Consider the following 14,290-nt stretch of genomic DNA (forward strand, 5'->3'; position numbering starts at 1 on the left):
AGAATGATTGTGGTCAGCGGGTATGGAAGACACGAAGATAATGGAATAGGGAGGCGCAAAATTGGAGAAATCTATTCAGAATATCTACTCATTAACTCCGCTTCAAGAAGGAATCCTTTATGAACTGGAAATGAACAATTCAACAGAGAACCTTTACATTTCTCAAATGCGAATCAGGATAACGGGCGCTCTTGAAGTGGATGCATTGTTCGAGGCGTGGAGTCAGGTTGTAGAACGACATGAAGCATTAAGAATGAAGGTCATCTCTAAAAATATTGAAAATAATGTTCAGGTTGTCTTCAATACAATGGATTATCAACCGGAAATGATCGATATGACAGAGTTGAGTGAGCATGAACAATTAATGGAAATTAAAAGAGTGACTTCCGAATCCCAGGAGATGGATGTTAATAACTCCAATTTGATGAAACTCCAGTTAGTGAAAATTGAAGAAAATCAGTTTAACTTGATTTGGACTCATCACCATATAATTTTGGATGGCTGGAGTACCAGCATAGTCATCGATGAACTCTTTGTTATTTACAGCCGAATTGTAGGAAAAGACTCCAAAGGACTTATTGAAAAGCCAAAGCAATATGGAGATTTTATCCGGTATATGAATAAAACAGATGCAGAAGATTTAAATCGTTTTTGGAAAGAGCTTGCAAAGGATATTGTTCAGCCGACGATCACATTTCCCGTCTTAAAACATGTGAAGGAAAACCAGCAGGACAATGATCTCTTCTGGGAGCTGAATAAAACGCAAAGTAAGCTTTTAAGAGAGTTTGCCGCTAAAAACCATGTAACGCTTAATGTATTACTGCAGTTAATTTGGTCAATCGTCCTAAAGGAAATGTCCAATCAAAATCGAATCGTCTTTGGAATCGTTAGCTCTGGCAGGTCGAATAACTTATTCAAATCGGAAGAAATCGTTGGGATGCTCATTAATACGATTCCTATGATAGCTGAAATAAACGATACAGACAGCGTTACCGATTTACTGAAACGATTCCAGGAAACATTGAACAATATGCTGGATTACTCCCAAATTTCTTTAGTGGATATCAAAAGGCATACGAAATTAAAGAAGGAAGATCCGATTTTCGAAACTTTATTTGTTTATGAAAATTATCCGGAAGCGAAAGATGAAGGCTTTAGCATTAACTGGGAGGTTGAAGGAGGAAAAGAGTCACATAGCTTTCCGTTATCGTTACAAGCCCAGGATAGTAAAGAAACGATTACATGCAAATTGTACTTTAATACCTGCTTCTTACAGCGTTCGCTAGTATGTGATATCCAATCAGCCTTCATGCAGATTGCCCATCAAATTACTGAAGCTCAGCAAATTGATGAAATATATGTGGATATTGACTTTTCAAAACTAAACAATAATGTGAGTATAGACGATCAAGCAGCAACGGATGCCCATTCGATTACATCCACATCCGTTAATCAAGGACTTAAAGAAATTTGGCAAGAGTTTTTCTTGAACAGCGATATTAATGATGATTTCTTTCAATTGGGCGGGCATTCGATAACAGCCATGAAAATGGTGTCTAAAATAAATAAAAGACTTGATGCGAATATGAAATTAGCTGATTTGTTTGAAAATCCTACATTGAAAATGCTAAATCATAAGATCTTTCCGGAAATGAGTACACCTCCAAGAAATGAAACGCAGGTCGTATCATCTTTTGTGGAAAAGACATTTTTGGAAGTCTTATCAACAAGTCAAATCGATAGAGATGCCGATTTCTTTGAAATGGGCGGACACTCGATTTTAGCCATGAAATTATTAACGAAATTAAACAAAGAATACAATCAAATTCTAACTTTGAAAAATATTTTTCAAAATTCAACAATCGATTCGTTGACGGACTTCATCATTAATGAAATTTCAGATCATGACATGGAGCACATAGAAGTGCAACAAGAAAATCATGTTTTATCCAGTAACCAAGAGGCTTTATGGTTCAACGAAAAACTCAACGGTAAGACAGCCAATTATAATATCCCTCAGAAATATAAAATGACTGGAACAGTTGATACTCCAATGCTGGAAAAAGCCTTAAATCATGTCGTTACTAGACATGAGATTTTGAGGACCACCGTCCGTGAAAACGCTGGTAAAGGCTATCAGGAAATCAGGGAAGATTTATACATTAAAATAGATGAAATCGATCTCTCTGCGTTAAAGCCCGAACAGCAAACGACTCGTATGCTGCAAATTGAAGACGATGTCCAATCGGAAATCTTTGAAGTTGAAAAAGGTCCACTCCTGACAGCGAAACTTGTTAAATTGAGTGAAAAGGATTTTGTTTTATTTGTGAATCTCCACCATTTCATTTTTGACGGATGGTCAGTGAGTATATTTTTAGATGAATGGTTATCGTTTTATGACAGTGAAGTGAATGAAAAGGAACTTATCCTTGGAAAAGACTTTAAACAATATAAGGATTTTGCATTAGAGCAGAAAAAATGGTTGGAAAATAACATGAAAGAAGAATCGCAATTTTGGGAAACAAACTTAGCTGGGGAATTACCTAAATTGGAGCTTCCTTTAGATAAGATACGTTCAAAAGAAAATCGCAACGATGGCAGTAGTTTTATAGTGGAACTAACGAGGGAAGAGCTTCAGGGTTTAAAGCGGATGTCCCTGGAAAAAAACTCTACATTATTCATGACACTGCTAACGATGTACCAGTCTTTCCTGGCAAAATATACAGGTCAAAACGATATCATCGTTGGAAGTCCTTTGGCGAATAGAATGATTGAAGGGACAGAAAAATCGATAGGTTATTTTGTCAATACACTGCCCTTTAGATTAAAGCTGGGACATGAAGAAACATTTGAAGAGATACTTCAAAGAAATACAGGCCATATCATCGACATCTATGATCATCAGCAAATGACATTGGAGAAAATCGTTGAAGTCATTAACCCTGAAAGAAATTTAGCCAGCACTTCTTTATTTCAAACCGTCTTCATTTTACAAAATAATGCCAAATCTGCATTGGAAAGTGAATACATAAAGATAACGCCTGAAGTAATAAAGTCAAAGGCAGCAAAATTCGATTTGAGTTTAGCTGCAGAAGAATATGAAGATAAGCTATTATTCGCCTTCGAGTATAATTCAGGGATCTTCAATGAACAGACCATTCAATCATTAGCTGAAAATTTCCTGGAGTGGATCAGGAAGATTACTTATCGGCCTGAACAATCCATTGACAAGGTATCCGTCGTGAGTAAGCAGCAGGAGAAATTATTATTGGAAGAATGGCAGGGAGAAACCATTCGCTTTGAGGGGATCAATGACACAATCCCACAAGCCTTCCATAAAATTGTCGAGCGATTTCCTGATAAGGTAGCCATTGTTGATGGTTCCGAAACCATTACATATCGCGAATTGAATGAAAAGAGCAATCGGCTTTCTCACTATTTACTAAGCAAAGGGATTTCTAAAGAAGAAAGAGTCGGAATTTATGTGAATCGATCAATTGATATGGTGACGGGGATGTTGGCAGTAATTAAAGCAGGTGCTGCGTATGTTCCATTGGATCCTCATTATCCTAATGAACGATTAAGCTATATGGTTGAAGATTCGTCCATTTCCTATTGCTTGAGTCACAAAGAACTTGGAAAGAATGGTTTGATTGACCCATCCAAAATAATATATTTTGAAAATATTGAAAATGAATCGGATTTGTCAATGACAGAGAATCTTCACATTGCAGATCAGCGGGACTTAGCCTATGTCATTTATACCTCTGGAACGACAGGCAGGCCAAAAGGAGTCATGTTGGAACATAGGGGAATCATTAACTTGGTTCATAATCAAAATAAAATGATGTGTTTAGATACATCAGCTAAAGTGCTGCAATTCGCTACTTTTAATTTTGATTCATCCGTCATAGAGATTTTCAGCACACTATTGTTCGGTGCCGAGCTGCATATAAGCGTAGATAAAGAAAATCAATTTGACATGAGTAAACTTGTTGAACAAATTAAGCGTGAAGGAATTTCTCATATCATTTTACCGCCTGCTGTGTTGAAGGAACTGCCAATCAATGAATTGAGCACGCTTAAAGTGTTGGGATCTGCAGGTTCTGAATGTCCAGTCGAGCTCGTTTCGAAGTTTAAGCATATATCGTTTTTCAATGGCTACGGGCCTACTGAATATTCGGTCTGTACAAGTTTTAAAATGTTTCCCCCGAATGAGGATGCTACAGATGAATTCGTTGTTTCAATTGGGAAGCCACTGACTAACACGGTTGCACTTGTGCTGGATGAAAACCGGAAACTAGTGCCGGCAGGAGCTGTTGGTGAACTTTATGTCGGAGGAATTGGGTTAGCGAGGGGATATCTGAATAATGAGAGCCTGACAAATGAAAGATTCATATCCAATCCATTCAACCCTGCTGAAAAAGTATACAGAACCGGGGATTTAGTTAAGCATAACAAAGCTGGGGAATTAGTTTATATAGGCAGAGCGGACGACCAAGTGAAAATAAGAGGATACCGTGTTGAACTATCGGAGGTTAATGTTTCATTACGAAAACTAGCAGAAATCAAAGATAGTTATGTAACGGCAATGGAAGATGGATTTGAGAATAAAAGGCTAATTGCTTATTATACGGTGAATGATGAGGTTTCGGTGGATTCAATCAGAAGAAGACTGAAAGAAACACTGCCTGCTTTCATGATTCCTGCTCATTTTATGCAACTGGATAAATTCCCTTTGACGCCGAATGGAAAAGTTGATCGGAAATCCCTGCCGAAATGGACGGAACAGTTGGATGAGAGGAATAAAAAAGTGCCGGATGTGCAAGAGCTGTCCAAAACTGAAACAGAGCTTCTGACAATATGGAGAGATGTATTAAACGATCCCGCTATAGGACCGGAAGATAACTTCTTTGAATGTGGCGGTGATTCAATCATCAGCATTCAAATATGCTCGGCTGCAAAAGAAAAAGATCTATTTATAACGCCTAAGGATATATTTGAATACCAAACGGTCCGTGAGCTAGGGAATGTCGTAAATGAGCTGGAACAAAAACAAGTGGTCCAAGAAAAAATATCAGGTTATGTACCGTTGACGCCTATTCAATCTTGGTTTTTTAATGAAAATCATGACAATATCCATCATTGGAATCAGTCAGTAGTTTTGATGAAGGATCATGCATTGGCGACCGAACAATATAAACAAATCATCATGAAATTAATTGATCAGCACGACATATTAAGGACATTCTTTGAAAGACATGGTGATTCTTATATTGGCAATATATCAAATGCTGATACGGCATGCGGTTTTCATGAGTATCAAGTTTCCAGTTTTAAAGATGAAAATAGTCTGAAAGTAATTAAGGAGCTGGAAGAAAACGCCCAACAAAGTTTAAACATACACAATGGCCCCATGATGAAGTTCCTTCTATTCAGGGATCAAAAGAACGTAAGGATTTTTTGGGTGATTCATCACCTTGTGGTTGATGGTGTTTCGTGGAGGATACTTCTTGATCATTTCGAAAGATGCTATCAACAGATAAAGAATGGACAAGAACCATCACTGCCTTTAAAAACGACTTCTTATAAACAATGGTCCGAGAAACTGAACGAGTATCAGAACACTGGCCTACCGGAAGATGCCGTTCAATATTGGGAAAAGGAAATGAATATTCCAGTTTCTCCGCTGACGCATAGCTTAGGAGAAACATGTGATTTTGAAAACATGTACAAAATACAGGTGGATGAGGACCAAACACAAAACCTCATTAAAAACACTTTAAGAAAACATAAAACGACGATTGATGAGGTTTTATTATCCGTTATTGCCCATTCAGTTTCCAAAATAATGGGAATTGATGAATTTTGGCTCGATTTAGAAGGTCATGGCAGAGAGGATATTGAAGATGATATTGATCTATCAAGGACAGTAGGGTGGTTCACCTCTATTTATCCAGTAAGGATTAAAGGAATGCCGTCTTTGGGCTCAACCTTGAGAAATACAAAAAACAGATTAAGAAGTGTGCCAAACAAAGGGTTTGACTTTGGAATCCTAAAGTATATTTCCACTAGGAATCATAACTATCCAGACAGCCTTGTGAGTTACAACTATCTAGGTCAATTTAATAACACTGGTGATATGGAACAAACCAATAGCAGCAATATCGATTTGAACTATACATTTCCATATAAGCTCAATTTTGTCGCCAGCATCGTAAACAATAGGCTCATGCTGAATATTATTGGCGATAGCAACAATGAAAACTACCAAATGATATGTAAAGAAGTTGAAGTACACTTAAACAATATTTTAAGTGGAAGCGCAGATTTGAATGACTCCATTGTCGAAACGGATTTTCAAGCTGAGAAGATAGTCGATGGAAGTACGATTACCCATTTCATTAATAAGTTTAATAACATTGAAGAGATTTACCCAGTGACATCACTTCAAGAAGGCATGTTATTCCATAGTGAAGTAACTCAAAGTCCTGAATATATTTCACAGCTATCCATTGATTTATTAGGTGATCTGGACTTGGACAAATTGGAAGAAGCATGGAATGAAACCTGTAGAAAATACGACGTTCTTAGATCCGTTTTCAGGCGCAATCAATTGGGGGACCGTTACCAAATCATACTAAATGACATTTATTATGTGTTTAATCATGTGGATCTAACGACGTTTAGTGAGGACGAATCGGCATCCAAGATAGAAAATCTTTTAGAGCATAGCAAAAACAGACAAATGGATTTAGAGAATGGTCCGCTCATGAACATCACCTTGATTCAGCTATCGGATCATCGCTATAAATTCATATGGACACATCATCATGCTTTAATGGATGGCTGGAGCCTGCAAATCGTCATTAATCATTTTTTGGATAATTATCGAAACCCATCCAATATGGTAAAAGACAGTGATGAACATAAGATTGCCTATAAGCAAGTCATGAATCATGTCAGGAATATGAATAAACAGGATGAAGCAGCTTTTTGGAATGAAGAATTAAGGGATTTTGAACAAGTAAAAGCACTAATAGGTAAGAAAACGGATAAGGAAGCTTTTACAGCGGATAAAGTTATTGAATATAGCCTGCCTGAAGAGCTTACCGATAGATTAATAGAATTATCCAAGCGGCATAGAAAGACGATCAATACCGTTGTTCAAGGAGTTTGGAGCATCGTTCTATCGTGCCTAAGTGAGAGCGACTCAGTATGCTATGGAGTGACAAGCTCGGGAAGGAACCTCAGCATTCCGCATATTGAAACAGCTGTAGGCTTATTGATCAATACTCTGCCATTCTCGTTGAAAATCGATTGGGATGATGATTTGCAATCCTATCTTACTGCGATTCAAAACAAGCAATTACAAATGAGAGAGTATGAGTTCAGTGCACTTACGGATATAAAGCGATACGCTGAAATTCCTTGGGATAAGGAATTATTCCAACATATATTTGTATTCGAAAATTATCCGAGCACAGAATCGGCAGAGGATTCGCGAATCATGATCGAAAATTCAGTCGGAAGTGAATCGACCAATTTTGATCTTACGTTCTCTGCGGCTGTAGTGCAAACCAAGCTGCATTATAAGATCATTTATAAAGACAGTAAATTCTCCGAAAATGAAATTTTACGTTTTATGGATTCCATGCAGGAAATATTCTTAAAACTAACAGAAAATGAAACACTGCCATCTATTAAGAAATTAATAAATCACTTGAAAGTTGGGGCCCGATGATAAGTAAATCGATGACGACGAATAAATTGATGTCAATAACTGAAGCTTTTAAAAAAATCGTGGAGGATAATCAATCAAAAGCGGCACTTTGCGAAAATGAACGTCAAATTACTTATAAAGAACTAGACATGCTTTCAGATAAGCTTGCCAAAAGGATCATTGATCTGGGGATTCAAGAAGAAACAATGATCGGCATTCCAAGCAAAAGGTCCATTGAACTGATCATAGGGATGCTTGCCATAATAAAGTCAGGCTGTTGCTATGTTCCAATCGACGAAAATTACCCATTAAAAAGATTGGAATATATGCTTGCAGATACGGATATGAAGTTCTTCTTATCGTTTAATGGTCAAGAAGGGAAGCTAATGGAATTGGATATTGAACCAATTCCATTTGAGATGAATGAACTAAGCAGGGACGGGCATATTCCCGTTAACCGTTCCTCGGAGAATGGTCTCGCATATGTCATCTATACATCAGGTACGACTGGAAAGCCAAAAGGTGTAATGATAGAGCATAAAAGTGTAGTCAATTTAGTATTGAACTCTGAAATACTAGAAATTAATGAAAATAATAGAGTGGCCCAATTTTCCAACCCATGCTTTGACGCCGCAACCTTTGAGATATGGGGAGCTTTATTGAATGGAGCGACTTTATTCCTGATGCCGAATGAGTTCACTTCTTTTGATGATTGGAAAGAAGCGATATCCATTGGAAAGGTGGATGTAGCTTTTTTTACGACAGGTCTTTTCAATGCAATGGTAGATGAGGATCCTATGATTTTTGAAGGATTAAAGAAAATTGTGGTTGGCGGAGATAAAATCTCGGTTTCCCATGTGAGGAGATTGAAGCAAACAATCGGTCACTTCTCCTTGATTAATGGGTATGGACCAACTGAATGCACCACTTTTGCCATATGTCATGAGGTCGAAGAAAAAGATGCAGATGTTATTCCCATTGGAAAACCATTGAGCAATGTAGAAATCAAGATTCTATCTGAAGGACTAGTCGAGGTAGCAGATGGGGAAATAGGCGAAATCTACATTGGCGGTCAAGGGGTCATGAGAGGCTATTTAAATCAGCCGCAATTAACGGATCAAGCGTTGATCAAGGATGATTTGAATCAGACGAAGTGGTATAAAACAGGTGATCATGGCATCCGGTTACGAAATGGTGAGATCCTGTATAAAGGTCGGAAAGACAGTCAAGTGAAAATTCGCGGTTTTAGAATTGAACTGAATGAAATTCAAGACAAGCTTGATCAATACATGAAGATTGAAAGTTCAGTCGTTGCAGTTAAAAACATCAATGATGAAAATTATGTGATCGCTTATTACAAACATGAAGATGAAAAAGCGGAAAACGCTGAAAAGGATATTAAAGATTATCTGAACAATGAATTGCCGAAATATATGATTCCCCACTTTTTTGTCAGAGTGGATGATTTCCCGCTTAATGCCAACGGTAAAGTCGATAAAGAGAAATTATTGGAAATGGAGATCGGGCAAAATAAAACTTCCTTAGCCAATCAGGAAACTGGAAAGAAAAAAGAAGTATTGGAGATTTGGAGAAATGTATTAGGAAATCAAAGTCTAGGAATGGACGACAACTTCTTTGAACATGGAGGCCATTCCATTTTAGCTACCAAACTGGTCTATGTAATGAAGGAAACGGTACTTCCTGAAGCCACTTTACAAATCTTATTGGAAAATAATACAGTGAATAAATTCGTTGAAGCACTTGAAGTCGATTATTCTTGCAGCATGGAAGCAGTGATGGAGAAGGATTCCGTGCTCGATCGAGAATTGATGGAGAAAATAAGGGAAATATCCGCTAAACCCGTTCAAATTGAAAAAAATATGATGATTACAGGTGGAACAGGTTTTTTGGGAGCACACCTATTAAACAAATTATTACTGGAATTGGAAGATGTCAAAATCTATTGTTTGGTTAGATTTCCTTCGAGAAATAGATTGAAAGATACTTTAATGAAATATGGTCTTTGGCAGGATGAATTCGTAAGTCGAATCGTTGTCATTGAAGGGGATCTTAGTAAACATCATTTCGGTCTGGATGATGTGACATATGAGAAATTAAGCAATGATGTTTCTCATGTGTATCATGTCGGTGCTGAAACGAATTTCTTCGAGCCGTATAGCAAATCAAAAATATCGAATGTGGATGGTGTAGTGGAAGTCATTAAGTTTGCTTCATCATGCAATCGGAAAAACATTTATTATGCATCAACGCTTTCTGTCTTGACCGGAGAAAGGAAATGGGACGAGGAAGACGAATTGGTTTATTCCCCCGATTTAATGATCGGATACAGCCAGTCCAAATGGGTTGCCGAGAAATTGCTTCTTCAAGCAAGGGAACTCGGACTGACAATCGATATTTTCCGGTTAGGCAGGATTTCATCTAATTCAAATGGGGTTTGGAACGAGAAGGATATGTTGTACAAGGTTTTTGAATCATTTATTGAACAAAGGATATTGCCATTTAAAGAGGAAATTCATTTTGAATTGATGCCAGTCGATTTTGTAAGTGAGTTTATTTACAAAATATCAAGATTGAAAGAGAATCAGAAGCTCGGGATCTATCATATGTTCAATGATCAGAGGGTTTCAAGTGAATTCGTGACCTCCTTCTTCGAAAAGAATGAAATACCTTACTCCAATATGGATTTGGAAGAGTGGTTACAATCTTTAAAAGAAAAGACACAATCTAACGAGATTCATTCATTAAGTGCTTTGTCCCAGTTAATAGATGAATCAACTAAATTAAAAGAGTCGGAAATCCTGCAAGGAAAAACCAAGAAGGAAATGGAACTACTATCAATGAAAATGCCGGAAATCGATTCAAGGTATGTTGAAAGCTTTATGAAGTACATGTTGAAATAATTGATCATAGTAGTAGGGGGATGGAAGGACTGAAGAAAACACTTTTTTGTTTCCCTTATGCTGGGGGAAGTGCATCTTTTTATAGAGAATGGAAATTTGATGATGATGTGATAGAGGTAATCCCGCTGGAATACCCTGGACATGGCAGTAAATATAGTGAACCTCTATGTGAACATATGACGGATTTGACGGATATACTATTGAAGGAAATGGAAACGAAACATCAAATGAATTCACTGGAAAACATCTCTTTGTTTGGACATAGCATGGGTGCGATCGTAGCCTATGAAATTGCGGCAAAATTAGAAGAGAGAGATGATAATAAAGTTGAACATTTATTCATTTCAAGTAAGTCGTCCCCAAAATATAAAGTAGATCAAATCGATTGCTCTAATACAAAACATTTAAAACAATCGCTTGAAAAAATCGGGGGAACAAACAAGGAACTCCTGGAAACGGAAGATTTCATGAATATATTCCTTCCGATAATCCAGTCGGACTTGAATGTATTAGCCAACTACCACCATGAAAAAAAACGCGAGAAAAAGGTGGGAAACAAAGCCGTTTTGCTATTGGGATCGAATGATACCGTGACGAAGGAAAGTATCGAAAGCTGGAATGAATATATTGAACATATTGAAGGATTGCATATATTAAAGGGTGATCATTTCTATATAAAGCAAAACCAGGATATCGTTTTAAAAATCATTCAAGAGTATGTACTTAATAGTCGTTGTGAAGTTCTGATTTAAGATAGCTGACTGACTGCCTTGCACCAAAACTTGCCTTAATGTAAGCATCCGTTTGGATACCAATGAAACCCAATCTTCATCTCAAAAAGGACTGATTTATTTCAGTCCTTTTTACTGTAGACAAATTTATAAAGTTCCAGTTGCTTTCAGAAATCCACTCCCATACGCCGACAAGTCTGCTAAGCCTCCTCGACGGAAGCGCCTGTGGGGTCCCAGCTAGCCAGTTATTCGGCAGGAATGTGCTAATTTCTTCAATCAATGAGGGTCCATCCTTATAAAGTAAAAACCAATCGAACCTTCTTTTAAAAATGGAACGGAAATGAAGATCCGTTCCGTGTTTTAGGGTCCACACAAATCGATTAAATGAGAAACATCGCGACTATTGTAGTCACTGCTAAACCAATGGTTACCGGAAGCAGATTCCGGCGGGCAAGTTCAAAGGGACTGACATTACAAATGGCAGCTGCCGGGATCAGTGCCCATGGAATGAGGGTACCTCCGCCAACCCAAATCGCTGTTATTTGCCCGAGTGCAGTCAAGGTGGCGGTTCCGCCTCCGATGGCCGTGCCAAAAAGTTTGGCGACAGATCCCGCTAAAGAAATGCCTGAGAAGCCCGATCCATCCAAGCCAGTGATGGCACCAATGCCGGTTAATGTGACGGCGGCTATTTCTTTCGTTAAAGGAACGGAGGCCGCCAATGCGGCACCGAGGTCATTGACGATGCCGAGGGATGTTTTCGGTAAGTAGTCACCGATGATCTGATTGAATCCAGAATCACCTAAATAGAAGAATGCGGCGATCGGAATGACGGGTCCGAATACTTTGAAGCCAAATTGAAAACCCTGAATCAAATAGCCCGTTGATTTTTCAAGCCCTTGCTGTTTATGTGCGACAAGGGATAAAATCAGCAAAATGAAAACCGCTGTACCGCCAACCAACGCCGTGGCATCTCCGCCTTGCAACTTCAAAATCGACAATGCCACAACATCCAACAGAAAGGCGATCGGAATGAAGACGGCAAAAAACTTCTTTTGTGCCAGTGTAAGCAGATTTTCACTCATTGTTTGATCTTGGACAAATCCCTCATTATCCGCCTTGATTCTTCCAAGCTTCATATCCCGCTTTAAAAGGATAAAGGCGGAGAGGGTGGTGACAACCCCCATTGTAATGACAAGGGGTATGCTCGCAGCGATGACATCACCGACTGGTATGGAAGCCGCATCGCCCGTAAGTTTAGGGGCAGCCTGAATGATGAAATCCCCTGATAATGCGATTCCATGACCAAAAAGGTTCATCGCCATCGCCACGCCGAGTGCAGGTAAACCAGCCCGTAAGGCAACTGGGAGCAGGACTGCACCAAGTAAGGCAACGGCAGGTGATGGCCAGAAAAACCAGGATATCACCATCATGACGATTCCAATTACCCAAAAGGCGAGTGTAGGGTTCTTAATGAATTTCGCAAATGGTGCAATCATGACATCATTAATGCCCGACTTCGTCAAAACCGTACTCATGGCAACGATGATGGAAATGATTAATATCGTGGACATTAATTCCGTGATTGCGAAAATGAAGCTGTTGAATATCCCGCTTATGGAAGAGGCTAAACTGCCTGTAGCCACTAAGGCCAAAAGGAAAATGCCAATTATGCAGATGAGGGTAGTATCACGACGTTTTACCATAAACCCGATTATCAATGCAATAAATACAACATAAATCCAATGGAGTGCCGTTAATTCCATCTCCAAGATCCGTCCCCCTCATAAATGTGCCTAGTTACAGATTATGAGGGAGGTACGGGGTGGTGAGTTGTTTCATAAATTTAAAGGCTTATCTTATTTAAAACTTATGTTGTAAATAACGAGTATAAGAGGAGATTACATGGTTAGCGTATTTATTTGGTTTATTATGTGTGGTGAGCAACTTAGTCTCTCCACATCTGATTCTGATTAACTTCAATTCCTTGTCTGTTTGCCTTATGCATTAAAGGATTAATTTGTATCCAAAAATGTTATTTTACTAAATTTAACCATTGATATAATTACTTTTATTTACTTATATAGTAAAATATCGAACGAAGGGGAGGCTATTATATTGAAGTTGAAAAGGTCATTATTACAGCATGAGGTTTATCAATACTAGGTTCGGCTACGGGGGCAAGTGCAGCTGAAACTGAAGGTCTGGTAAATTCACAAGAAACATCATTTACTCAAGAACCAGATGGTACAGGTAGTACCATCCTAGCAAAGAAGAAAGTTCGTATGAGTTTAAGTACATACAACCCAATTTTATCGACTAATTATGCAGTCGCTAAATCATCTTCTGATAAGATACAGGACTATATTTACGCACGAGCTAAAACCTTTAATGGTGATGGTTCTTTAATCAAAACTAAATCGGCAAGTTCTACAAAGGCGGACTATATTGGAGATTAAACATTGAACGGTTGAACATGCTTCAGGAATGATTTTGCTATTGGGACTCATACTTTTAAACTTAAAAGGGTATAAAACTGTTAATGGTCAAACAGAGGCCTATTGGTAATTGGTAATAGAAAAATAATGAAGAGATATGCTCATTGCATATCTCTTTTAATTAGAAGAAGATTGGTTTATGAAAAAATACTACATATCTGCGCTATCTATTTTGGTATTGCTTGGGGTTTTTACTGGTTTTATTCTTATCTCCACCTAAAGAATTAACCACTTCTAATATCGATGTTATTGAAAAAGAACGTGAAGTAACGAATGCAGCTGATTATGGTTCGGTTGGATATGGGGTGGGAAAATTGAAAAGTAAAGTTATCGATGAAGGAAGTATACTTAATAGTACTGACAATGAAGTGTCAGTTGTTGCCTCAGTAGATAACCACATTGGTGAGGTCAGAAAGTATG

At 38.1% G+C, this 14,290-nt stretch carries 6 protein-coding genes; 5 read left to right on the forward strand and 1 reads right to left on the reverse strand.

Features of this window, described 5'->3' with window-relative positions; genetic code table 11:
• The first annotated feature begins 61 nt into the window (after nucleotides 1-61).
• From ACFX4H_RS21735 to ACFX4H_RS21745, 3 genes are read left to right on the forward strand one after another with little or no spacing between them, the layout of a single operon-like run.
• Nucleotides 62-7,744, forward strand: a complete 7,683-nt coding sequence (locus tag ACFX4H_RS21735; RefSeq protein ID WP_377436189.1) for an amino acid adenylation domain-containing protein — start codon at nucleotides 62-64, stop codon at nucleotides 7,742-7,744.
• On the forward strand, nucleotides 7,741-10,644 hold the full coding sequence (locus ACFX4H_RS21740) for a non-ribosomal peptide synthetase (protein WP_377436190.1): 2,904 nt from the start codon (nucleotides 7,741-7,743) through the stop codon (nucleotides 10,642-10,644). The genes ACFX4H_RS21735 and ACFX4H_RS21740 overlap by 4 nt, the downstream gene beginning before the upstream one ends.
• A 20-nt stretch (nucleotides 10,645-10,664) precedes the next feature.
• Complete coding sequence (locus tag ACFX4H_RS21745; protein ID WP_377436191.1) at nucleotides 10,665-11,396, forward strand: thioesterase II family protein; 732 nt, start codon at nucleotides 10,665-10,667, stop codon at nucleotides 11,394-11,396.
• 359 nt (nucleotides 11,397-11,755) lie between these two features.
• On the opposite strand, the gene ACFX4H_RS21750 is transcribed toward ACFX4H_RS21745, so the two are convergent.
• Nucleotides 11,756-13,144 carry a hypothetical protein gene (locus tag ACFX4H_RS21750; RefSeq protein WP_377436192.1) on the reverse strand — a complete coding sequence of 463 codons (1,389 nt, stop codon included), beginning with the start codon at nucleotides 13,142-13,144 and terminating at the stop codon, nucleotides 11,756-11,758.
• 513 nt (nucleotides 13,145-13,657) lie between these two features.
• Between ACFX4H_RS21750 and ACFX4H_RS21755 the strand changes: the two genes are divergently transcribed.
• Nucleotides 13,658-13,831: a hypothetical protein gene (locus tag ACFX4H_RS21755; RefSeq protein ID WP_377436193.1), complete on the forward strand. Its 174-nt coding sequence runs from the start codon at nucleotides 13,658-13,660 to the stop codon at nucleotides 13,829-13,831.
• 221 nt (nucleotides 13,832-14,052) lie between these two features.
• A partial coding sequence (locus ACFX4H_RS21760; protein WP_377436194.1) for a hypothetical protein occupies nucleotides 14,053-14,290 on the forward strand: 238 nt, incomplete at its 3' end.

Origin of the sequence: Peribacillus sp. YIM B13477 (assembly GCF_042787955.1) — a bacterium.
Lineage (GTDB): Bacteria > Bacillota > Bacilli > Bacillales > DSM-1321 > Peribacillus > Peribacillus frigoritolerans.